This window comes from Williamsia sp. DF01-3, from assembly GCF_023051145.1.
Taxonomy (GTDB): domain Bacteria; phylum Actinomycetota; class Actinomycetes; order Mycobacteriales; family Mycobacteriaceae; genus Williamsia.
Window position 1 is genome coordinate 733534 of record NZ_JALKFS010000005.1, and the last position, 22410, is coordinate 755943.

General features: G+C 63.3%; 21 protein-coding genes and 2 tRNA genes. 15 read left to right on the top strand and 8 right to left on the bottom strand.

What is annotated here, in order from left to right:
• Positions 1-278: 278 nt before the first annotated feature.
• From MVA47_RS05370 to MVA47_RS05380, 3 genes are all read left to right on the top strand, one after another.
• Complete coding sequence (locus MVA47_RS05370) at positions 279-737, top strand: DUF4383 domain-containing protein (RefSeq protein WP_247206982.1); 459 nt, start codon at positions 279-281, stop codon at positions 735-737.
• Between the two features lie 259 nt (positions 738-996).
• Positions 997-1431, top strand: coding sequence for an STAS domain-containing protein (locus MVA47_RS05375; protein ID WP_308280494.1), 435 nt, complete (start codon positions 997-999; stop codon positions 1429-1431).
• A 65-nt stretch (positions 1432-1496) separates the two neighbouring features.
• Positions 1497-2219: a GAF and ANTAR domain-containing protein gene (locus tag MVA47_RS05380; protein WP_247206984.1), complete on the top strand. Its 723-nt coding sequence runs from the start codon at positions 1497-1499 to the stop codon at positions 2217-2219.
• A 14-nt stretch (positions 2220-2233) separates the two neighbouring features.
• Here the strand turns inward: MVA47_RS05380 and phoU are convergent, their stop codons facing one another.
• Together phoU and MVA47_RS05390 are read right to left on the bottom strand one after the other, a co-directional pair.
• A complete protein-coding gene (phoU, locus tag MVA47_RS05385; RefSeq protein ID WP_247206985.1) occupies positions 2234-2893 on the bottom strand; it encodes a phosphate signaling complex protein PhoU in 660 nt (219 codons plus the stop codon).
• 30 nt (positions 2894-2923) lie between these two features.
• A complete protein-coding gene (locus MVA47_RS05390) occupies positions 2924-3634 on the bottom strand; it encodes a hemerythrin domain-containing protein (RefSeq protein WP_247206986.1) in 711 nt (236 codons plus the stop codon).
• A gap of 320 nt (positions 3635-3954) precedes the next feature.
• Between MVA47_RS05390 and MVA47_RS05395 the strand changes: the two genes are divergently transcribed.
• From MVA47_RS05395 to MVA47_RS05410, 4 genes are all read left to right on the top strand, one after another.
• Positions 3955-5052, top strand: a complete 1098-nt coding sequence (locus MVA47_RS05395) for a ferredoxin reductase (RefSeq protein WP_247206987.1) — start codon at positions 3955-3957, stop codon at positions 5050-5052.
• Between the two features lie 17 nt (positions 5053-5069).
• On the top strand, positions 5070-6497 hold the full coding sequence (locus MVA47_RS05400; RefSeq protein WP_247206988.1) for an acyl-CoA desaturase: 1428 nt from the start codon (positions 5070-5072) through the stop codon (positions 6495-6497).
• 82 nt (positions 6498-6579) lie between these two features.
• Positions 6580-7494, top strand: a complete 915-nt coding sequence (locus MVA47_RS05405; RefSeq protein ID WP_247206989.1) for an alpha/beta hydrolase — start codon at positions 6580-6582, stop codon at positions 7492-7494.
• Positions 7495-7604: 110 nt separating this feature from the next.
• Positions 7605-8651 carry an isopenicillin N synthase family oxygenase gene (locus MVA47_RS05410; protein WP_247206990.1) on the top strand — a complete coding sequence of 349 codons (1047 nt, stop codon included), beginning with the start codon at positions 7605-7607 and terminating at the stop codon, positions 8649-8651.
• A gap of 5 nt (positions 8652-8656) precedes the next feature.
• On the opposite strand, the gene MVA47_RS05415 is transcribed toward MVA47_RS05410, so the two are convergent.
• Positions 8657-9694, bottom strand: coding sequence for a magnesium transporter CorA family protein (locus MVA47_RS05415; protein ID WP_247206991.1), 1038 nt, complete (start codon positions 9692-9694; stop codon positions 8657-8659).
• A 627-nt stretch (positions 9695-10321) separates the two neighbouring features.
• Here MVA47_RS05415 and MVA47_RS05420 point away from each other — a divergent pair.
• Positions 10322-11653: an ice-binding family protein gene (locus MVA47_RS05420; protein ID WP_247206992.1), complete on the top strand. Its 1332-nt coding sequence runs from the start codon at positions 10322-10324 to the stop codon at positions 11651-11653.
• Complete coding sequence (locus tag MVA47_RS05425) at positions 11653-12297, top strand: class F sortase (protein WP_247206993.1); 645 nt, start codon at positions 11653-11655, stop codon at positions 12295-12297. Before MVA47_RS05420 ends, MVA47_RS05425 begins: the two co-directional genes overlap by 1 nt.
• Positions 12298-12361: 64 nt before the next feature.
• On the opposite strand, the gene MVA47_RS05430 is transcribed toward MVA47_RS05425, so the two are convergent.
• On the bottom strand, positions 12362-13453 hold the full coding sequence (locus MVA47_RS05430) for a D-alanine--D-alanine ligase family protein (protein ID WP_247206994.1): 1092 nt from the start codon (positions 13451-13453) through the stop codon (positions 12362-12364).
• A gap of 92 nt (positions 13454-13545) precedes the next feature.
• On the opposite strand from MVA47_RS05430, the gene murF reads away from it, so the two are divergent.
• Genes murF through MVA47_RS05445 form a run of 3 tightly spaced genes read left to right on the top strand, consistent with a single transcriptional unit; the run spans position 13546 to position 17304 of the window.
• Positions 13546-14865: a UDP-N-acetylmuramoyl-tripeptide--D-alanyl-D-alanine ligase gene (gene murF, locus MVA47_RS05435; protein WP_247206995.1), complete on the top strand. Its 1320-nt coding sequence runs from the start codon at positions 13546-13548 to the stop codon at positions 14863-14865.
• A gap of 16 nt (positions 14866-14881) precedes the next feature.
• Positions 14882-16018, top strand: coding sequence for an acyltransferase (locus MVA47_RS05440; RefSeq protein WP_247206996.1), 1137 nt, complete (start codon positions 14882-14884; stop codon positions 16016-16018).
• A gap of 32 nt (positions 16019-16050) precedes the next feature.
• Positions 16051-17304: a hypothetical protein gene (locus MVA47_RS05445; protein ID WP_247206997.1), complete on the top strand. Its 1254-nt coding sequence runs from the start codon at positions 16051-16053 to the stop codon at positions 17302-17304.
• Positions 17305-17316: 12 nt separating this feature from the next.
• On the opposite strand, the gene MVA47_RS05450 is transcribed toward MVA47_RS05445, so the two are convergent.
• A complete protein-coding gene (locus MVA47_RS05450) occupies positions 17317-17763 on the bottom strand; it encodes a thioesterase family protein (protein WP_247206998.1) in 447 nt (148 codons plus the stop codon).
• A gap of 180 nt (positions 17764-17943) precedes the next feature.
• Here MVA47_RS05450 and MVA47_RS05455 point away from each other — a divergent pair, with 180 nt between their 5' ends.
• Positions 17944-18924 carry an alpha/beta hydrolase family protein gene (locus tag MVA47_RS05455; protein ID WP_281505016.1) on the top strand — a complete coding sequence of 327 codons (981 nt, stop codon included), beginning with the start codon at positions 17944-17946 and terminating at the stop codon, positions 18922-18924.
• Between the two features lie 13 nt (positions 18925-18937).
• On the opposite strand, the gene hisC is transcribed toward MVA47_RS05455, so the two are convergent.
• Positions 18938-19999 carry a histidinol-phosphate transaminase gene (gene hisC, locus MVA47_RS05460; protein ID WP_247207000.1) on the bottom strand — a complete coding sequence of 354 codons (1062 nt, stop codon included), beginning with the start codon at positions 19997-19999 and terminating at the stop codon, positions 18938-18940.
• Between the two features lie 139 nt (positions 20000-20138).
• Between hisC and MVA47_RS05465 the strand changes: the two genes are divergently transcribed.
• Positions 20139-20230 (top strand) — tRNA-Ser (locus MVA47_RS05465).
• 36 nt (positions 20231-20266) lie between these two features.
• Positions 20267-20339, top strand: a tRNA-Arg gene (locus MVA47_RS05470).
• Between the two features lie 32 nt (positions 20340-20371).
• Here MVA47_RS05470 and MVA47_RS05475 read toward each other — a convergent pair.
• A complete protein-coding gene (locus MVA47_RS05475; RefSeq protein WP_247210603.1) occupies positions 20372-21538 on the bottom strand; it encodes a tyrosine-type recombinase/integrase in 1167 nt (388 codons plus the stop codon).
• Between the two features lie 133 nt (positions 21539-21671).
• Positions 21672-22301: an XRE family transcriptional regulator gene (locus tag MVA47_RS05480; protein WP_247207001.1), complete on the bottom strand. Its 630-nt coding sequence runs from the start codon at positions 22299-22301 to the stop codon at positions 21672-21674.
• Positions 22302-22410: the final 109 nt, after the last annotated feature.

Below are 22410 nucleotides of genomic sequence, written 5' to 3' on the forward strand. Positions count from 1 at the left end.
CGGAATTTTGTTTGAGCGACAGTGGCTTTCAGGGAGCGCCGCTATAAAGACAACCAGACTGGTTTTGGTGACCCATGGCAGGCTCGACGGCGGCAGTAAAGCTTCGGTTTAACTATGAAAACAACCTGGTTACGAGCGTTTAACCACTGGGTGGGCGGGTATTCGGCCGGCAAGGGACGGATGCGGGTGCAGCAGGTTCGGCCGCGTCGGAACCCTACAGAGGTCGGACGGGCGTTTTGCCCAGAGAAACATCTTCATCAATGTGAAGGGCTAGCACAATGAGTACACGGAGTACCCGCAACCCGCGCACCACCAAGCGTTCCCCGGTCCAATTGGCCGCACTTGCGGTAGGCGCAGTGTTCTTGCTGGTCGGAATCCTGGGCTTCATCCCGGGCATCACCACCGACTACGACACCATGTCCTTCGCCAGCCACCATTCAGACGCAAAGTTGCTCGGGATCTTCAACGTTTCAATTCTGCACAACCTCGTGCACGTGGCCTTTGGTGTCGCAGGAATCGTCCTCGCCCGGGCGGCAGCCACCGCGAAGTCGTATCTGATCGTCGGAGGCGTCATCTACCTGGCACTTTGGCTCTACGGTCTGGTCATCGACAAGGACTCGGCCGCCAACTTCGTCCCGGTGAACTCGGCAGATGACTGGCTGCACTTCGTCCTGGGCGTAGGCATGGTCGCTCTCGGGGTGCTGCTCGGACGCAACCGGCACACGTCTCGCGTGTGAACAACGAGATTTGGTCGCGGGGGTTTGATCGCCGGTCACGATAGCGCGTCCACCGGATAAGATACTGCCCGACAACCACATTCGGCTTCCCGATGCCCCTATTGAGGGTCGTCGGGAAGCCGCCTGTGGTTGTCGGGCTATTGCCATCGGTGCCCGATGTGACACTATGGAGAAGTCGGTTGAAGAGGAGCCGCCCTGCGCGGACCGGTGAATAAGCTCGCCGTAGCGCTTCTTGCCCGACAACTTTTAGGGGTCGATCGTGGCGCACATAGTTTCTAAATCAGATTTCATTTCCGATAGTGCTGAACTCGCCGGCGGAACACTCACCATCGCGACTGTGTCGCACGGAAGTATCGTTGCCCTCACTGTGTGGGGAAGCATCGATTTGTTGACGGTTCCCCAGCTCACCGAGGCGGTCGATGAAGCAGTCGCGGGGCGTCCCGAAGGCCTGATCATCGATCTGACCTACACCGACTTCCTTTCGTCGGTCGGCATGGCCGCGCTGGTCAACGCGCACGATGCGGTGCTCCCGTCTGGCGGACGGTTCGGCGTTGTCGCCGAGGGGTCGTCCACGGCTCGTCCCATCAAGCTCGTCGGACTCGACCAGACCATCAGCCTGTATGCGACCATTGAGGACGCACTGCAGGCACTGACCGAGGAGTTGTCCCCGGCAACTCGCCGCGCTTCGGCGTAGCAAGTTCGGGCGCGCGGTGCGCCTGCACGTCACAAAGCGTGCGAACCGAGTAGATGGAGCCGCGCGTGGTCGACAATCAGGGCAACGATATCCACATTGCAATCGCCAATCTGGCCCGCGGTATGCACAACTCATCGCTGGCCGGCAGCGATGTGGATTCGGTCCTGGAGTCGATCACCGCCGGAGCGGTCGAGCATGTGGATGGCACCATGTACGCGGGCATCCTGCTGGTGGAGAAGCGCAAGAAGAAGACGCAGTCCGTTGCGGCAAGCGATCCTGTTGTGGAGAAGCTCGACGCCATTCAGATGGACGTCGGCGAAGGCCCTTGCCTCGAGGCCGCTTGGGAGCACACCACCTTCCGCCTCGACGACTTCACCACCGAGAAGCGGTTCCCCAAGTTCGTCGCCGAGGCACTGGCCCAGACATCCGTCAAGTCCAGTCTGTCCTTCGAGCTCTACAGCAACGAGCAATCGATGGGCGCGCTCAACCTGTTCTCAGACCAGGCGAACGCCTTCTCGCTCGCCGCAGAGGAAACCGGCCTGGTGTACGCCACTCACGCCGCCCTTGCCTTGTACCGGGCGAAAGAGAAAGAACACTTCACCAGCGCGCTGGCCAGCCGCGACGTGATAGGGCAGGCCAAGGGCATGATCATGGAGCGTTTCAGCATCGACAGCCTCCAGGCCTTCGAGTTGCTCCGAAAGCTGAGCCAGGATTCCAACACCCCGATCGCCGACATCGCACGTCAGTTGGTCGAGACGGATCATCCTGCCCGTGACACGAGCGCCTGACCGGGGTTTGCGTACTACGACTTCCTGCTCGGTGCGGGCGACTTGCCCGTCGCCTGGAAGACCACCCGTTGACCGATGAGTACCGCGTGGTCTGCGAAGCGCTCGTAGTAGCGGCCGAGCAGGGTCACGTCCACCGCGCACGGCACCCCGTGTTGCCAGTTGCGGTCCAGCAGCACGGTGAAGAGATGCTCGTGCAAAGCGTCCATCGCGTCGTCGTCTTCGCGTAGCCGCATCGCGTCTTCAGGGTTCTGACTCTTGAGCGCCTCACTGGCGTTGTTGGCAAGGTTGACGGCCAGACGACCCATCTCGGCGAAGTAGCCGTGGACGTCTTCGGGCACAGCCTTGTCCGGGTGTCGGCGCCGGGCGACCTTGGCGACGTGCAGCGCAAGGGCGCCCATCCGGTCGACGTCGGCAACTATCTGGAATGTCGACACGATGGCGCGCAGATCACCGGCAACCGGAGCCTGCAGCGCCAGCAGTGCGAAGGCGCGCTCCTCAGCATCGGCCGACATCCGGACGATCTGCTCGTGGTCGGTGATGACCTCCTCCGCCACCGCGAGGTCGGCACGCAACAGCGCGTGCGTCGATCTCGCCATGGCCTCACCGGCCAGATCGCACATCTGGCCCAGCAGCTCGTGCAGGGCGCTCAGCTGAGCGAGGTAAACGCCCCGCATCAGCCGCAGCGTTTCGTGATCATGACGCCTCTACTCGCGATGTGTCTCGGCCCGGTCTCCCCTGGTGAGGAGCGGTAGGTGTTCGATGCGGCCGGCAGCGGCGGCCAGCGCTCCACTCACAGTACGCAGGCGTGCGGCGGTCGATCCGTGGGTTCGTCGAGATGCGCCGTCGAGTTGGTCGCGGCCCCTGTCGAGGATGGTCAAGGGGAGGGCTGCCAGCACGTTCCCCGGTGGGCGCCGGGCGACCACCGGGTGAGGCCGCGTGGGCGCGGTCCGGCGGACGACCTCCCACTGCATGCCGATTTGCCGCAACTGCTTCGGAGACACCCTGTCCTGCAGTTTGGGGAGCAACACGTCTTCCTCGTCCCGGACATCTTCCCGGAGCACTGCCGCGATGCGGTCGAACAGTTCACGATGTTCCGGGGTGTCGGGGCCGATCTGCTCGAGTTCGGTGAACAACTCGTTGATCTCCTGGTGCTCACGTTCGATCTGAAGGGTGAGTTCCTCACCATCGGGCAGTTCGGCACGAACGAGGGGCCACAGCACTGATTCCTCGGCGAACGCGTGGGGGAACACCAGCTTGCAGAGGCTGTTGATGAGGTCCTCACGGTCCGCTCCGGCGGAACCGTCGATGGCATACAGTAGTCGGTCGAGTTCGATGTGGTCGCGTTTCTGGCGCACCAGCACACTCCGGGACCCGCCCAATTGGGACTCGGTCTGATCGGCAATGGATCTGGTCATGGTCGCTCCTGGTCGGACATGGATTGTTCGCCCGCCGAGTACCCAGTGAATGCGCTCTCAATCAGTGAGACGAACCCGGTCCTAAAGCCCTGCTTCGCAGCGTAATCGACCAATCGGTGGTGTCATTGTTCGCCGGAACGTATGGTCGCCATAGTCCGCTGGTAGCGGACGGCAACGTGGCAGCCACACCCGACGTCGAGCCCAGGCAAGGGTGTCCTATGAGGCCCGTGATCGGGCCGGCCGAGGGGTCTTAAAAGTGCCGAGAATTGTTCGAGATAACCCCACATCGAAGACACTGCCGCACCGGTGCGGAGGCAGTAATGGCTGAGCGCGGTGCAACACCCAATGTGCCCACGTTGCGCAGGCGAGCCCTGCGCGCGATAAGTCATCTCTTCAGTCCGTTGGAACCCGACGACTACCTCGAGATGATCAATCCGCTGTGGACCACGAAAGAACTCCGTGGCCGCGTCGAGGAGGTACGTCCGGAAGGGGCCGAGGCCGCCACCGTCTGGATTCGTCCGGGCTATGACTGGCCGGGTCACCTGCCAGGTCAATATGTTCGGCTCGGACTTGTCATCGACGGTGTCTTCTATTGGCGTGCGTATTCGTTGACGTCTGATCCGGAGCCGCGTGACGGTTTGATCGGTGTGACGCCCAAGCTGGTGGAGAACGGCGTCGTCTCGCCGTACCTGGTTCAGAAGATCAGGCCGGGTGAGATCGTCCGGTTGGGCGAGATCGAGGGCGTGTTCACCCTTCCCGAGCCATTGCCCGAGAAGATGTTGTTCATCAGTGCCGGCAGTGGCATCACCCCCATCATGAGCATGCTGCGCAGCCTCGATCATCGCGATGAGGTGCGCGATGTGGTGGTGCTGCATTCCACCCGCACCGAAGAGCAGTGCATGTTCTACAAAGACCTCCAGGACATGGACGAGCGGCAGAACGGGTTGCGTCTGATCATCCGGCGTACCGGTGAAGAAGGCCGGATCAAGCCGGAGGACATGGATGATCTGGTTCCGGACTGGCGTGAGCGGGAGACGCTGGCCTCAGGGCCAGGCGAATTGCTGGATGCGTTGGTCGAGCACTGGGACCGCCACGACGCGTCCGACAAGATCCATCTGGAACGCTTCCAGCCGATCATCGGTGGAGCGGCGGGCGAAGGAGAGGGCGGCAACGTCACCTTCACCAAGAGTAAGAAGGAAGTCGAGTGTTCCCCGGGAACACCGATTTTGACTGCAGGCGAAGAAGCCGGACTGGAACTGAAGTTCGGATGCCGCATCGGAATCTGTCACACCTGTACGGGCACCCTGCGGTCCGGTCAGATCAGGGATCTGCGGACCGGGGATGTCAGCGAACCGATCAACTCGTCGGTGCGTATCTGCGTGAACACCGCCGAGGGCGACGTCGAAATCGAACTGTAGAACTTTTAGGAGTCACCATGACCATCAACGCCGAACGAATCCGTCCGATCACTCCGGACCCAGAGAACCCGCTGGCGCATCTGAGCGACGAGACCATCGAACAGCTGGGCAAAGAATTCGATGCGATCCATGACGAGGTCTACGGGGACCTCGGTGATCGCGACCGCGCCTACATCAAGAACGTCATCGCCACCCAGCGTCAGCTGGCCGTCGCCGGCCGCGTGCTGCTGCTCGGGTCGCGGTCGAAGGTGTCCTGGGTGGCAGGCACCGCGTGCCTCGGGATGGCCAAGATCCTCGAGAACATGGAGATCGGCCACAACGTGATGCACGGCCAGTGGGACTGGATGAACGACCCGGACATCCACTCGTCGGTGTGGGACTGGGATACCGCATCCACCGGTGAATCCTGGCGTCACTCGCACAACTACATCCACCACACGTTCACCAACATCCGCGGCAAAGACAAAGATCTCGGCTACGAGATCATGCGGATCGACCCGCACCAGCGCTGGAACCCTGTCTACCTTGCCCAGCCGTTCTACAACTTCCTGCTCACCGCGTTCTTCGAATGGGGTGTAGCACTGCATGATCTGGATCTGGAGGCGATCCGCAAGCGGGAGAAGTCGATGTCGGAGCTGTGGCACGACATCAAGGGCATCGGTGTGAAGGCGCGCCGCCAGGTGATCAAGGACTACATCGGCTGGCCGGCCATCAGCGCCGGCGCATTTGCGCTCACCCAGATCGCGTCCGGTGGGAGGATCGAGCAGCCGAAGACGTCGCGCCTCGCGCGCAGGCTGCGCCGCGTCCAGGGCGGCAAGGGTGCGGTGGGCAACGTTGCCAACGTGATGGACAAGGCCCTCCCGGGCGTCGAGCAGACCTTCATCGCGACGTTCGCGGCGGACTTCACGGCGAACATCATCCGCAACGTCTGGGCGCACGCCATCATCTTCTGCGGCCACTTCCCGGACCAGACGTACACGTTCAGTCAGAAGGAAACCGAGAACGAGACCCGTGGTGGTTGGTACGTCCGGCAGTTGCTCGGCGCGGCCAACATCGAGGGCAGCCCGCTGTTCCACGTGATCAGTGGAAACCTCGGCTACCAGGTGGAACATCACCTCTACCCGGATATGCCGAGCACGCGTTATTCAGAGGTTGCGCCGAAGGTCAAGGACATCTGTGAACGATACGGATTGCCGTACAACACAGGGCCTTTCGGACAGCAGTGGTTCCAGGTGCACCGTACGATCTTCCGTCTTGCACTGCCGGGTGGAAAGCCGCGTCCCAAGCCGGGTCCGTTCCAGCGGCCGCCGCACAGCGGATCCGGACAGGACCCCCGGCCGAGCGAAGCGGCCCGTTTCCGTAGTCGCGTCCCGGCATCACACCCCGACGCCGGACCGGAGCACGAATCCGGTGGCGTGCAGGTGTCGCCGCCGCCGCGCGACTGACCCGCGGGTCTGAACGCCGCACCACCGGTGCATGAGCTGAAGACGCTCATGCACCGGTGGTGTGCTCGGTAGGCTCGTTTGCATGGCACTCGATGACGCGACCACCGCCCTGCTCGCCGAGTTGGCCAAGGCCGGCGGACCACCCATCGCTGAACTGGTTCCGGCGCAGGCGCGGTCGGTCAGCACTGCGCTCGGAGACCTCAGCGGAGTCGGTCCACGGTTACATGCGGTGCGCGACGACACGATTGCGGCCGACGACGGTTATGACATCCCGGTGCGCGTCTACAGCGCTTCCGACAGCACTCGCGGCGTCATCGTCTTCTTTCATGGTGGCGGTTGGGTGATCGGTTCGGTGGACCAGTACGACGCCCTCTCACGCCGGTTGGCTCAGGCCACGAACTGTGTTGTGGTGGCCCCGGATTACCGTCTCGCACCCGAACATCGTTTTCCGTATGCGGTGCGCGATGCATGGGACGCGACGATGTGGGCGTCGTCGAGCTGGCCGGACGAGCCGCTCATCGTTGCCGGCGACAGCGCCGGCGGGAATCTGGCCGCAGTGGTGGCACAGCGGGCGGTGGCCGAATCGGGCCCGCCGCTCGCCCTGCAGATCCTGGTGTACCCCGTCACCGGTCACGATGTGGACACCGTGAGTTACCTCGACCCCGCGAATCAGTTGCTGCTGGGCCGCGACACGATGATCTGGTTCTGGGACCACTACGCCCCTGACCCCGCGACCCGGCTCAGCCCGGAAGCGTCACCGCTACAGGGAGACCCGGCCGGCACTCCGCCCGCATTGGTGCTGCTGGCCGAACACGATGTCCTCAGGGACGAGGGTGAGGCCTATGCAGCGTTGATGGCCGATCGGGGAGTGACCGTGCAGTTGACGATCTTCGAAGGACAGATGCACGGGTTCTTTCAACTGATCAACGTTCTCCCCGGCGCAGAGCAGGCGGTGCAGGCGATCGCCACCCACGTGAATACGGTGCTGGGAGCCTGACGCCGCTCGTCCGGCATGCGGCTCGTGGCCGGTTGACCTAGCATTGCCGCTGCAGCGGTTCACGTCCACAACTGACTTGATGTCGACACGTGTCCCGCGAGGAGACAGACATGTCAGGATCCGATTTTATTGTCCCCCTGGTGGATATCTCGCCCTACGTGCGGCGCGGAACCGATGAGGAACGTGCAGCGGTCGCCAGACAGATCGACAAGGCCTGCCGCGAGATCGGCTTCATCCAAATCCTCGGCCACGGAATCCCACCCGAGATCACCGACGCGTTCACCACGGCCATGGACCAGTTCTTCGCGCTTCCACTCGAGACGAAGAAGACCTATCGCACACCGCCTCGTATCAATCGCGGGTATGCGCCGCCCAAGACCGAGTCGTTGTCACTGAGTCTGGGGGTCGAAGCGGCTACTCGGATGAACGATTTTTTCGAAGCGTTCAACGTGGGCGTCGCGGCAGCGCAGTATCCCGATCACGATCTGCCGGCCGACGACTATGCCGACAACCTGTGGCCATCCGAAGCCCCGGAGTTCAAAGCCGGCGTCGAACCCTACTTCGCTGAGGCCGCCAGGGTGGCTCGCACGCTGACTCGGGTGTTCGCCGACGCGCTAGATCTTGAACCTGATTTCTTCGAACAATTCACCGACCACTCGCTGGATGTGTTGCGTATGAACAACTATGCGTTGCCACCCGGCGAAGTGGAGGTCGACGGCGAGTTGACCGGGATGGGGGAGCACACCGACTACGGCATCGTGACCGTGTTGTGGGCGGACCAGGTCAAAGGACTGCAGGTGCTAGCGCACGACGGGATATGGCACGACGTGTCGCCGGCGGATGGAGCGTTGCTGATCAACCTCGGCGATCTGATGGCCCGGTGGACCAACGAGCGGTGGATGTCGACGCTGCACCGGGTCAAGCCGCCGATCGTCGACGGCACGATCGAGCGTCGCCGGTCGGCTGCGTACTTCCACGACGGCAACATCGACGCCACGATCAGCACGTTGCCCTCGTGTGTGGGCGCCGGGAGTCGCTATTCGCCGGTGACCGTTGCCGACCACATCGCAGGCAAACTCGCGGGGTCGCGTGCCGGGGTGGCCAACGCTGCTGCCGTACGTGAAGCTGCCCGGCTCCGTTCGGCCGGCGCTCGCTGAACGAGTCAGAGCCAGTCGCGCTTCTTGAACAGGATGTACAGCGCCAGCACTGCCACGATGATCACCACGGTGCTGGAGATGAAACCGCTGTAGTGGTCGAACCCGGGGTAAGGGATGTTTTGTCCGTAGAAGCCGGTGACGGCGGTGGGCACCGCAATGATCGCCGCCCACCCGGTGAGCTTCTTCATCACCGTGTTCAGGCGCGCGTCCTGTAGTGACAAATTGGTCTCGAAAAGCGTTGTGACCATGTCCCGCAACGATTCCGTCCACTCCGTGACGCGCAGGACGTGGTCGTACAGATCCGAGAAATTCGGGTCGAGTTCGGTGGGTGCATTGTTCTCCAGACGACTCCGCTGGATCATGGCAACCACCTCCCGCATGGGCATCACCACCCGGCGTAACGAGACCAGATCCTTCCGCAGCTGATAAGTCTGCTGTTGGAGTACCCGACTGTTGTACTTGTCGTCGAACAGCAGGGTCTCGAGGTCTTCGATGCCATCGTCCAGGCGCTGGACCGCGGCGAAGTGCCCATCCACCACCACGTCCAGCAGGCCGTGGATGAGGGCACCGATTCCGTACTGCTGGCCGCCCATCTCGTCCCAGCGGTCGATCACCTCGGACATGTCGAAATGGTCGGACAGCCGCACGGTGATCAACACGTTGTGCTTGATGAACAGAGAAATCCGGTCGCTGTGCAGAGCGGCGCCTGCGCCGGACGTGGGATTGTCGTCGACGTGTACGGCGTACACCGTGACGAAACGGTGCGTGGGGTAAGCGGTGGCCTTCACCCGCTCAGCGTCGGCCAGAGCGTCTTCGACTGCCCAGGTGTTGAGGTCGATTTCCGCGGCCAGTTTGCTCAGTGCCTCATGTGTTGGATCGACGAGGTCAACCCACACCAGACGGCTCGTGTCGCCGAGGCAGTCCGATACCATCTCAAGGTCGAAATGCGGTTGCAGTTCACCGTGTACCCAGACCCGGCCATTCACTTTGTCGATCACGGACCCATCGTGCCAGTCGCTCCCGACCCGCGCGGGTTGTGACATGAGTCAACTGCACTGCAGTTCTAGTTACCCACGGCGTGTCCCGGGAGCCGGCATTCAGAACAATGATCTAGACGATCGCTGATGACCGGTTCGCGAGCTCTGATATCTGCCCAGAGTATGCCGACGCCGGGCGTTCGCGGACGCATTGTCTATTAGGACAGATTGTCTTTTGTCGGGAACTACGTCAACTGCTGGAATGGTCGAAAAATGCTTTTTTCCAACATGATTGGTGCATACCACGCGGCTCACATGTGTCGATTGTGGGCGATACCGCCGGCTTGGGTCGGGCCTCATTTGTTTGCGTAGAGCATCGTTCATAGGCCAATGATTGTTGTCAGCTTAAAGAACTCAAACGATCACTTTTGATTGACAAGCCAGCGAAACCGGCGTTCACTCAAGATCAAGCGGCTGGTGTTAATTGAGTTTCAGTATCGAGACTGAGTAACGCAGCCAGGCGAATCGTGGCGCGGGGCCCGTGGTTCAGCCAGGCGGACGCGAGTGGTGCCTGGCCGAAATTCGGTGCAGCCATCGATCTCCGAGACTCAAGAATGAGCTGAGCCAGACATGGGTAGTAACCCGCAATATAATTCTGCGCGTCCCCGACATCCACGTGTGAAAAAGGCGCTCTTGGCGGCGACATCTATCGTTGCCATGTCCCTCGCCGCCATTACGTTCACCTCCACCGCTGCGTCGGCTGCCGCGGTGGCTCCTCCATTGGGTACCGCCGAGGAGTTCGCGGTTCTGGCCTACTCCGGGATCACCAACACCAACACCACCACCATCACTGCCGGCGATATCGGGACCACCACATCGACCATCACCGGTGTCGGCCCCGGTGCAGATCAGATCGTCCCTTCGCCGACCGTTCGCAGCGTCCCGGATTCGGAGCTCGCGCGTGGGTCGGCAAACACGGCGTACAACAACCTTGCAGGTCAGGACGCGACCACACTCGGGGGCGTGGAACTCGGTGGACAGACTCTGTTCGGCGACACCTACGACACGGGCGGGGTACTGGGACTCACCGGCACGCTCACCCTGGACGGACAGGGTCGGAACGACTCGGTGTGGATTTTCCAGAGCACCTCCGCGCTCACCACCGCTGCGAACAGCAGTGTGGTACTGACCAATGGCGCGCAGGCATGCAATGTCTTCTGGCAGATCCCCTCTGCCGCAACGATTGGTACCGGCACGGAATTTGTCGGAACGGTCATCACGAACAGTGAAGCCATCACCTTGGGTCAGGGAGCCACGGTCGACGGACGCCTCATCTCGCTGAATGCCGCGGTGACGTTGAACAACAACACGATCTTCAATTCGGGGTGTGAGGACGAGCCGACGGAGACCACCACGACGACCACAACGACCACGACGGACGAGACGACGACCACGACGGACGAGACGACCACTACCACGGACGAGACGACGACTACCACGGACGGCACGACGACTACCACGGACGGTACGACGACCACCACGGACGGTACGACGACCACAACGGATGGCACGACGACCACAACAACGCTGCCAACCGCAGACACAACAACAACCATGCCGACGTTGCCGGCCATCCCGGGACTGCCGAATATCCCTGGCCTGCCAGGCCTTCCGGGAGCACCGGGCGGACCGGGTCAGCCAGGAGCGCCGGGGGCACCGGGTGGACCGGGTCAGCCAGGAGCGCCGGGAGCACCGGGCGGACCAGGACAGCCGGGTGGACCAGGACAACCGGGGACACCGGGTGGACCAGGGGCACCGGGACAGCCCGGAGCGCCGGGCTACAACCAGCCGGCACCGGAGTCGGGGGAGTACACCACACCCCAGGCGCCGTCACCGGGTCGTCAGGTTCCCAACGTGCCGCGTGGTTCGGTCAACACCGGCGACGGAAGCAGCGCAAGCGCCCTGAGTGTTCAGTGGCTCCAACAATTCAGCCGCGCAACGGCTTCCAGTGTCCAGGTCTCCTGATGATTCCGTCGGACGCGTCGACCGGAAACGGCGGTAGACGCACAACACCTCGCCTGTCGGCGGTGCTCGCGGCTCTGCTGCTGGCGATCACGGTGCTGGCCACGGGATGTGCCGGTCAGTCGTCGCCTGGTGGCGTCGACGTACCGACCAGGGATGCCGCCGTCAATCCTGCGGTCAACGCAGCGGGGCTGACCAAGTCGATTCCCACCCGCATCGAGGTTCCTTCGATCGGCGTCGACTCGTCGTTGATGGGACTCGGACTCGATGCACAAGGGGCGATGCAGGTTCCGGCAGAAGGCTTCCCAGCAGGCTGGTACACCGGGGCGCCGACACCGGGGGAGACGGGCCCGGCAGTCATTGCCGGACACGTGGACTGGGCCGGCGTTCCAGGCGTCTTCTTCGAGCTCGCCAACCTCGAGCCCGGTGCCGAGATCTCCGTGACCCGTGAAGACGGCAGCATCGCTCGATTCGAGGTCACCGAGGTGACGACGTTCCCCAAGGACGAGTTCCCGACGGACCTCGTCTACGGCACGCTCGACTTCGCGGGTCTTCGCCTCATCACCTGTGGCGGCGCGTTCGATGAGAGCGCGAGCAGCTACCAGGACAATGTTGTTGCATTCGCGAAACTGGTGGGAACCGGCTGACCGATCACACGATCGCTGGGGCGCGGGACACTTGACGGTGTTCCGCGCCTTATGCGGTGGTCTGTCAGTGTTCGGTGCTGAATCCGGCTCGCAGTGAGTGCCTTTCGCGGGCCAGCTCGACCAGCCTGTCGATCAGCGAGCTGTAGTCGAGCCCGGTGGCCTCCCACAGTTTCGGGTACATCGAGTGGGGTGTGAAGCCGGGGATCGTGTTGGCCTCGTTCAACAACCAGCCGCGCCCGCCCTCTTCGAAGAAGAAGTCGACCCGCGCCATCCCTGAGCATCGCAGCGCGCGGAACGATTGCACAGCCAGCTCACGAACGCGTTCGGCCTCGTTGGCCGGTAGCTCGGCCGGAATCATCAGTGCCGCAGCACCGTTGATGTACTTGTCTTCGTAGTCGTAGAACTCGGCACCCGGCCGCACCTCGCCCGGGACCGACGTCTCGGGCTCGTTGTTGCCCAGCACGGCCACTTCGATCTCGCGCCCGACAACGCCTTCTTCGATCACGACGACTTCGTCGTAGCGCAGCGCCAGCTCCACCGCAACAATGAGTTCGGCCTCGTCGTGCGCTTTCGAGATGCCCACGGAAGAACCGAGATTGGCAGGCTTGACGAACATCGGGAATCCGAGTTCGGCGACTGCGCGATCCACCAGCGTGCTGCGGTCCGACGCGCCCACCCGGTACTCGATCCACCGGCACTGCGGGATTCCGGCCTGCGCGGCAACGATTTTCGCGAGTGCCTTGTCCATGCAGACGGCCGACCCGAGAACACCCGCCCCGACGTACGGGATCCCGGCCAGCTCCAACATCCCCTGGACGGTTCCGTCTTCGCCGTGGGGGCCGTGCAGCAACGGCAACACGACGACGGGCAGCCCGTCCGGTGACGCGAGCAGTTCGGAGAGCGGATCGACTTCGGTGCCGGCGGGCTCGAGGGCGTCGGGCAGCGAGACGTCAGGGTCGGACAGGGCCGCGATGGCCTTGTCGTTGCGGAACCAGGTGCCGTCTTTGGTGATGCCCACCGGCACCAGGTCGTACTTGGACCGGTCGGCCGCTGCGAGGACGTGCGCTGCTGTCACGCAGGACACATCGTGTTCGGCGGAGACACCGCCGAACAACACAACCAGGCGCAGGCGATCGGACTGTACGGGCGAAGACATGGCAGACACAATACGGCCCGAAAGGGGTGGCAAACGACGCCCAGGTGCGGGAGGGGTCGTCTCGACACCCACGTTGCCGGTAGCGTCGACGCGTGCGATTCAAGGCGAGTGATGTGGCAGCGGCGACCGGTGGACGTCTGATCGGACCCGACACGACCATTGACGGTGCGAGCATCGATTCACGCAGCGTGCGTCCCGACCAGCTGTTCGTGCCGATCGTCGCCGACCGCGACGGCCACGACTTCATCGGCAAGGCGCGCGAGGCCGGGGTCACCACCTATCTGACCAGCCGGGGCGCCGGGCACGGCAGCGGAACAGCCATCGAGGTTCGCGATACCGCGCTGGCTCTCGCCGACCTCGGACGGGCCGCGCGCGGCCGCTTGACCGGGCCCGTTGTCGGTGTCACCGGCTCGGTGGGCAAGACGTCCACCAAGGACCTGCTGGCGTCGGTGCTGACCACGTCGTACGTCACCGCGGCCAACGAGCGTTCTTTCAACAATGAACTCGGATTACCGTTGACCTTGCTGGGCGCACGCGACGACACCGAGGCCGTGGTTGTGGAGATGGGTGCACGCGGCGTCGGGCACATCGCCCTGCTGTGCGACATCGCGCGGCCCACAGTCGGGATCGTGACCAGGGTCGAAGGTGTGCACCTCGAACTCTTCGGCGACATCGAGTCGGTGGCCAGGGCGAAGGGCGAGTTGATCGAGGCACTGCCCGACGACGGTCTGGCCGTACTGAACAACGACCATCCGCTGGTCGTGGCCATGGCCGACCGCACGTCGGCCACCGTGTTGCGTTACGGGTTCACCCCCGACGCTGACGTCTACGCCGACAACATCTCGCTGGACGACGAACTGCGAGGCAGTTTCACCCTGCACAGCCCCTGGGGAAGTACGGCCGTGACCCTTGCTGCCCGCGGGGAGCATCAGATTTCCAATGCGCTTGCGGCAGTGGCCGCTGCCGGCGGCATCGGCGTTCCGGTGGACAGGATCGCCGCAGGATTGGGACAGGCCGCGATCTCCGGCCTGCGTATGGAACTCACCCGCACCGAGGGTGGCGTGCTCATCCTCAACGACGCCTACAACGCCAACCCCACGTCGATGGCCGCAGCGCTGGACTCCCTGGCGACCCTGGCCGCGTCGCGCCGCGTCGCGGTACTCGGCGTGATGGCCGAACTCGGTGAGTCGGCGCCGGCAGAACATCTGACCATCACCGAGCGTGCCCGTGCACTGGGCGTCGAGGTGATCGCCGTCGATGCACCCGACTACGGCCCGCACGCGCGGCACGTGGCGACCGTGGACCAGGCTGCGGCAGCGTTGTCCGATCTCGCCTCGGGCGACGCGGTGCTCGTCAAGGGCAGTCGTGTCGCCGCACTGGAACGGGTGGCCGCGGCTCTGACCGCCGGCTGACCCGGCCGAACCGACCATGACCGACGCCCCGGCAGTACGGTCCGCACCCGCCGGTCGAGTCGACTCGCTCACCGGGATCCGTTCTGTCGCAGCGTTACTGGTGTGCGCCACCCATGCGGCGTTCTGGACCGGCAAGTACACGAACGACGTCGAGGGCTGGTTCTTCGCGCGGCTCGAAGTGGGCGTCGCGATCTTCTTTGTCCTGTCGGGGTACCTGCTCTTCACCCCCTGGGTCACTGCGCTGCGCAAGTCCGGAGCGGCCCCCGATGTCGGCCGGTACTTCTGGCACAGGACCCGTCGTATTCTTCCGGCGTACTGGCTCACCGTGCTCGGCGTCTATATCGTCTTCGTCTGGAAAGAGGACAACTCCACCCTCGGTCACGGAGCCGAGGGCCTGGTCCGCAACCTGACCCTCACCCAGACCTACGGCTTCGGCTACCTCCATTCCGGCCTCACGCACATGTGGAGCCTGGCCACCGAAGTCGTCTTCTATCTGTTGCTGCCCGTGTTCGGGTGGGTGATCTCCCGGCTGTGCGGCGGGCGGTGGCGTCCGGGCGTGATGATCGGCGCAGTGGTCGTGTTGATGCTGGTGTCGCCGGCCTGGGCAGTGGCCACTCATCACATCGCCGGGCTCGACGTCACAGCTCGGCTGTGGGCGCCGGCGTTCCTGATCTGGTTCGCCGGCGGGATGCTGCTGGCAATCCTGGGTCAGCTAATGCGGAGCTGGCACCCGCTGCTGTCGGTGCTGGTGGCGGTGCTCGCATTCCAGTTGTCGTGCACGTCGCTCGCGGGGGAGCCGACCATCACCCCGAACTCTCTCTCGGCGACCATCGTGAAGTCGGTGCTGTACCTCGTCATCGCGGTCGGACTGATCGCGCCGCTGGCCATCGGCTCACGGGACCACTGGTGGAACCGGGTGATGTCGCGGCCGGCGGTGGTGTGGTTCGGGGAGATCTCCTACGAGTTCTTCCTCGTCCATCTGATCGTTCTCGAACTGGTGATGGACATGCTCGGCTACCCGATCTTCTCCGGATCTGTTGTCGGGGTGTTCATCGTCACTGTGGTGCTGGCCACCCCCGTGGCCTGGGCGTTGCACCAGGTCACCGCCCCTTTGTGGCACAAGAAGAAGTCGGTGGTCGTGAGCGTCCGGTAATACTGGTTGAAAGCGCTTCACCGGGAGGTCACATGACCGACAGTTCTGCATTCACCGCCGACGGTGGTGCTGCCGCGGATATCCGCCGTTGGTGCGACCAGGCCAAGATCCCCGGTCGTCATCCGGATCTGTCGGACGCTGCCTCGATCTTGATCGCCGCGGGCTTCCTCTCCGATTCGGCACGGGCGGTGCTGGTGCGTCGCGCGACGGCCGGTATGCCGATTCCCGCGATCGGCGGTTTCGGTGACTTGCGCCGACTGCACCGCGAGCTGGACCAACTCGACGACTACCTCCGTAATCCCCGAATGCCCCGGGTCGGCGCGATGGTGCTGCGATCGCGGATCATGACCCTCACCCGTCGGCGAGAGACCGCCCGAAATCTTGTCACCGCCTCCAAGCCCGTGTTCGCCGGCACTGTGCGCGGCATCCGCCGGGAGCGTCGCGACGGTCTCTACCTCGACATTCCCGACCGCGAGCGGCTCTTCAACGCGCTGCTCTTCACCCCGACCCCCAACAGCCTCGACTCCGGTTATCTGCGCCGCGCAGGTGCGATGGCTGCGAACACCGCTGCCGGTGTGATCGGTCAGCTCACCGACGGGCGTTCACGTGCAGGCCAGTGGGTGGCGGAGAAGGCCGCGATCATCGAGGGCCCCGACGACGACAGTTCGTCGGCGGCACGGTTCGTCGACGGCTACGAGACGTTGCTCTACGTCGCGGGCAGTGCCTACGACCGGATCGTTCGGTCGCCCGTGTGGCGCAGCGACCACTTCTCGGTGCAGCGGACCCAGATCAATCTGCATGCCGAGCTGGCGGAGATCTCCGCCGACGTGATCAACCTCCGTACCGTCCGGATCGAGTTGGACCGGGTTCGTGTGGTGGCAGCATCCGATGAGCGTCTGGGTGAGCAGCTGCGTTCACGCGAGGCCGAGTTGCGTCCGGTGTGGTCGCAGCTGATCGCGCGGGTGGCCGCCCTCGCCGATGTCGCCGACGCGGTGGCTGCAGCGGCTCACGAACTGCGGATCCTCGAGCAGGTCAACTACGCCGGCACCATCGACCATCGCATCGATCAACTGATAGGCCGCTCCGGCGAGCGAGAGCTGTCGGCCGAGAACACCCGACGTCTCAGCGAGCAACTCGGTATGGGCCGCACACACCTTCGGGACTACCGGAACATATTGCAGGGCAACGTGACCGGTGTTCTGGGGCCGGCCTACGAGGAGCCGGTCGTGCCTGCGCCGAGTCGGGCGATCACCAACCCGCGTCTGCGAAAAGAGACGGACAGCTGAGGCATTCGGTCCTCAACGGTGCGACCACTCCTGAAGGTACGACTTCTCGGTATCGGTCAACCGTCGTAGTCGCTGCTTCTCGATGTCGACCACGGCCATCTGAGTGCTCGCAACGCAGGCGGGCTTGGAGTCCGGGCCGGCAGTCGCCGACCTCACCTCGTAACCGATCGTGAAGTCGACTGACCGGAATCCCTTGATCCACATTGCAATTCGCAGTGGACTGTCCTCATGGCGCAGTTGGGCCTGATACCGGATCTCGACGGTGACGATCATGGCGCTCTTGATCAGCGGCGCGTACTGCTCGCCGACGCTCAGCAGCCAGGCGACGCGCGCCTCCTCCATCAGGGTGATCATCCGGGCGTGATTGATGTGTCCGAAAGCATCCATGTCCGACCAGCGCACCGGCACATCTGCGACAAATGCGAAATCGCCTGTATCCCCACGCGTCTCGGTGCCCATAGTTCATATCCTCCATGTCGGTCGGCGCAGGCCGGCAAGCCGCCTGGTTGAGGGTAGCCGTCGCCACAGGCGGCGAATATGTGAGGCTTCTGTCATTTCGTTGCTCTCAGTACTGACGCTGGGTAGTCTTCGCGGGTCAAGAAGTCGGCTATCTGAAGGAGTGGTCCCGTGCCTCGCACCATGTCTGTGGTCCGCTTGTTCGGTGCATTGGCCACGTGCGGAGCGCTCCTGGCGTCGACGTCCGTCATTGCCAACGCCACCCCAGCCGCCGGTGAGGCGACGATCGAGAAGGTCGTCAAGGTCGGCGACCAGCGTGAAGACCTGACCATCACGTCACCGGCAATGGGCGGGGACGTTCACGTCACCGTGCTGTTGCCCCGCGATCCGTCGTCCTCGCGGGGAAGCCTGTACCTGCTCGATGGTGCCGGGAGTAAGTCGTCGACGGTCAGTGACTGGATCGAAAAGGGCGGTGCCGACAAGTATTTCGCTGACAAAGACGTGAACGTGGTCCTTCCCGCGGGGCGGGGTGCGTTCTACACCGACTGGCAGCGTCGCGATCCGGAGATGGGAAAGCCCAAGTGGGAGACGTTCCTGACAAAGGAACTGCCTCCGCTGATCGACGAGACCTACAACGGCAATGGCAACAATGCGGTCGCCGGGCTGTCGATGGGTGGCCAGTCGGCGTTCGCGCTCGCAACCCGTCATCCTTCGCTGTACACCGGCGTCGGATCCATGAGCGGCTGCCCGCCGGTGAGCGGCCCCATCAACGAGAGCTACGTTCGTGCAACCGTCGCCAAAGACGGCGGCGACGCCACCAACATGTGGGGACCGTGGGGTTCGCCCGGCTGGGCTGAACATGATCCTTCCGGACGCCTCGATGCCCTGCATGGCAAGCAGATCTACATCTCTGCCGGGTCCGGTGTTCCCGGGCCCCTAGATCGGCGCACTGTGCCCGACCCTGGCCTCACCAAAGACCAAGCAGTTGCCGTCGGCGGCTACCTCGAGATCGGCGCCTACCGGTGCTCGATCGAGTTCGCCGTTCGGATGCGCGCCGCCGGGATCCCCGCCACCGAGAACTTTCAGGTGATCGGTACACATTCCTGGGCGTACTGGGCCGAGGACCTCAAGACGCTGTGGCCGACCCTGTCGCCCGGCCTCTGATTAGCGCGGCAGTTCAGCGGGACGCGCGGTCGCGGGCGAAAGCCAGGAACCGGTCGTTCTCCGCGGCATGGGTGACGGTGATCCGCACGCCTTCGCCAGCAAACGGGCGAATGATCACACCGGCGTCCATCGCCTCCTGGGCGAAACGCGTGGAGTCGTCGGCGAGGTCGATCCACACGAAGTTCGCCTGACTCGACGGCACGCTGTATCCGGCGGCGCGGAGTTCGCTCGTGACCCGCTCGCGCTCGGAGACCACCGAATCGGTCCGGGCCAGGAGTTCGTTTTTGGCATGCAGGCTAGCGATTGCCGCTGACTGGGCCAAGGAGTTCACGCTGAAGGGCACATGCACCTTGAGCAACGCGTTGGTGACTGCCGGGTCGGCGATTGCATAACCGACCCGTAGCCCGGCCAGACCGTAGGCCTTGGAGAACGTGCGCAGCACAACGAGGTTCTTGTAGCGGCGGTGGAGTTCGATAGCGTCGTAGCGTTGGGCCTCGGTGGGCCTGACGTACTCGTAGTAGGCCTCGTCGAGCGCCACGAGCACATCGGACGGGACCCGTTCCATGAAGTCGTGCAGGGCAGCTGAGTCGACGACGGTGCCAGTGGGGTTGTTCGGGTTGCAGATGAACACCAGTCGGGTGCGGTCGGTGATGGCATCGGCCATCGCAGGCAGATCGTGCACTCGTCTCGCGGTCAATGGCACTTGGACCGGTGTCGCACCGGCAACCCGGGTTGCCAACGGGTACGTCTCGAACGACCGCCACGCGAAGAGCACCTCGTCTCCAGGCTGCGTGGCGATGGTGATCAGGTTCTGGCAGAGGGTGACCGACCCGCAGCCGGTCTGGATGTTCTCCGGAGCAACATCGAGGTGCTTGGCCAGCTCGCTGGTCAGCTCCACCGCACCGTTGTCGGGGTAGCGGTTGACGCCGGCCGCGGCCTGGGCAATCGCGGCGGCAACACCCGGTAGGGGGCCGTCGGTGGTCTCGTTGCTCGCGAGTTTGAGGGCACCGGGCACGTTCTTGCCGGGCACGTAGGCGGGGACGTCGGCGAGATCGGGGCGGATATGCGGGGTCACCCCAACCAATCTAGGGGAGGCCCGGGAATGCTCCCACCAGGGCCTCTTGCTGTCACGGAGGTGGCGCGACGAGGCGGTTTGCTCTGGCTGCCGCGGACTGTGTAATCTTTTGCTTCGGCAGTTCGAAAGGACTCCACCAGGAGGCGTGCCAGAGCGGCCGAATGGGACTCACTGCTAATGAGTTGTTCCGCTAAAACGGAACCGGAGGTTCAAATCCTCTCGCCTCCGCCAGTGCAACCAGACTGACGTACAACTGAACACAAGCACGCGCCCGTAGCTCAACGGATAGAGCACTTGACTACGGATCAAGAGGTTAGGGGTTCGAATCCCTTCGGGCGCACTACACGAAGGCCAGTACCAGCGGTGACGCTGTTACTGGCCTTCGTTGTTCGACGAGATCCGTTCCAAATCCATCACTTTGCCATCACTTTGCTCGAAAGCCAGTCCGTAAGTGGTGAGTGCTGCGCGAACGTCACGGGCGACACTGGCTCGCTCGATGTAGTGAGCCTCTGTGATAGCTGTACTGCCGTGCCCGAGTTGCTCCTGTGCGGCCTCGATGCCGTATTCGCGTTTTACCAAGGTCGCGACTGTCCGCCGACACGAGTGCGGTGTCACCCACGAAAGCTCCGGTCCCAGTGCCGCGCGCCACGAGCGGCGGAGGTTCGATGGGGATAGCCAGTTTCCGGTGCTCGTTACAAAGACGGCTCCGTGCGGGTTCGCGAAGGTGGGCTCGTTCATTCGGCGTTGCAACACTGCGGCAGCGAACTGCGGTAGCAAGACGGTGACATTGGGCGCTCCGCCTTTGCGGTGCGTCTGGCGATGGAGGGTCTCGCCCCGCTGTCGCGGAGTTACAAGCGTTCCGCATATCGTCAGCTGAGGGGGTGCGGTGTCTAAGTCCACGTCGTCATACTTGATCGCGAGCACTTCGCCGATTCTCGCCCCGGTCGCTAGCAAGAGGATTAGGGCGTCACGCAGGTCTGCCGACGGTCTTGGCCCGGGCCGTACGACGACTGAGCCGTCGGCTAATAGAGTCTCGCCGCGGGAGTACCGGTCTATCGCGCGTAGAACCTCAGCGAAGACAGCGTCCGAAACCGCTCGCGTTGGTTCACGCTTCGCTGACTTTAGACGGCCGACTTCAAGAGCTGGGCTCCGATTGATTATGTCCAGGCGGACGGCCTCGCCGAAGATGCCGCGACACAACACTTTTGCGTGGCGTGCGAAGCTTGGAGTCCGACCATGTATTTCGCGCAGCAATCCGTCAATCTTCCCCACCGTTACCTCAGAGATTGTGAGCTCACCAATCCGCGGCTCGCAAAGTCGCCGCCAAACGTCGAGGTAATGATTGTAGGTCTGCTGCGAAACATTAGGCGGCTTCTTGAGCTCGAACCAGTGCGCGGCTAGCTCTTTCACCATGGACTTCTGGGTGAGGGCAGCCGCCCCTGTGTCGACATAAACGCGCGACTGCAGTTTCGACTGAAGAGTCCGCCGCGCAGAGTCGGCAGACGGACCGTTCGCCTCGACGAGTCTGGAGATGTCCATCAAGGTCGCGAAGTCTCGCCCGTGCAATATGAACTCGGCCGCGCTTGTAGGTTAAGATTTTCCCCCACTCACCTGGTTTCAGGCGCTCTCTGCCCACGCGTCTACCCCCCAGTCGTTGTTCTCGAAACGAGCCCTATACCCCGGAATCGCCGTCGCCAGCTGGCATCCCAGCCGCTACCATCTCTTCGAACGCCCTTTCTGCTTGCTCCTTCGACGTCAGATAGACGTATTGGAGCGTCTCGACCTCGTCAGTACCAGCGCCTCGTGAGACCGCACGACGTAGTTGAGACTGCGCTGCGCGCATCGCGCGCAACGCGAGCAACCATTCACGAGTGGGCGAGACCCGATCGCGTTGAGATGCGAACACTTCTCGGACTTCAATCTGAACTGACCGCTCTGAGTCTGTCGATTCCTGCAAAGGACTGAACAACGCACTGACACCAGAGAACCATTGAAGCGCCTCATGGGATTCGACGAACCGTCCAGGCAGCACCTCGACGTCGCCTTTCGGCAAGTCCGGGTAGACCAGTTGGACGGGAGCGACCTGCAGTGCTTGTGCGAGGACAAGCAACTCGGCAACGTCAAGACTTTTCTTTCTCCCGATTTCGAGATCGGCGATCACTGAGCGTGAAATGGGATGTCCTAGCGCCGCTGTCCGATCGGCCAACCCCGCTGCACTCATCTTGGCGTGGTCTTTCCCTCGGAGCCGCCGAACCTCACGGCCGACCCGCTCCACAATCTCCTCCGACCACTGCTGCGTCACAAGAACGCAGTCTACCCGGATCTAAGCCCATATTGCGTTACTACAACGCCGAAGCTAGTCTGTGGTGCAGACCCGTGGACAACCCTGGATATCCATGTAAGTTGCGTTC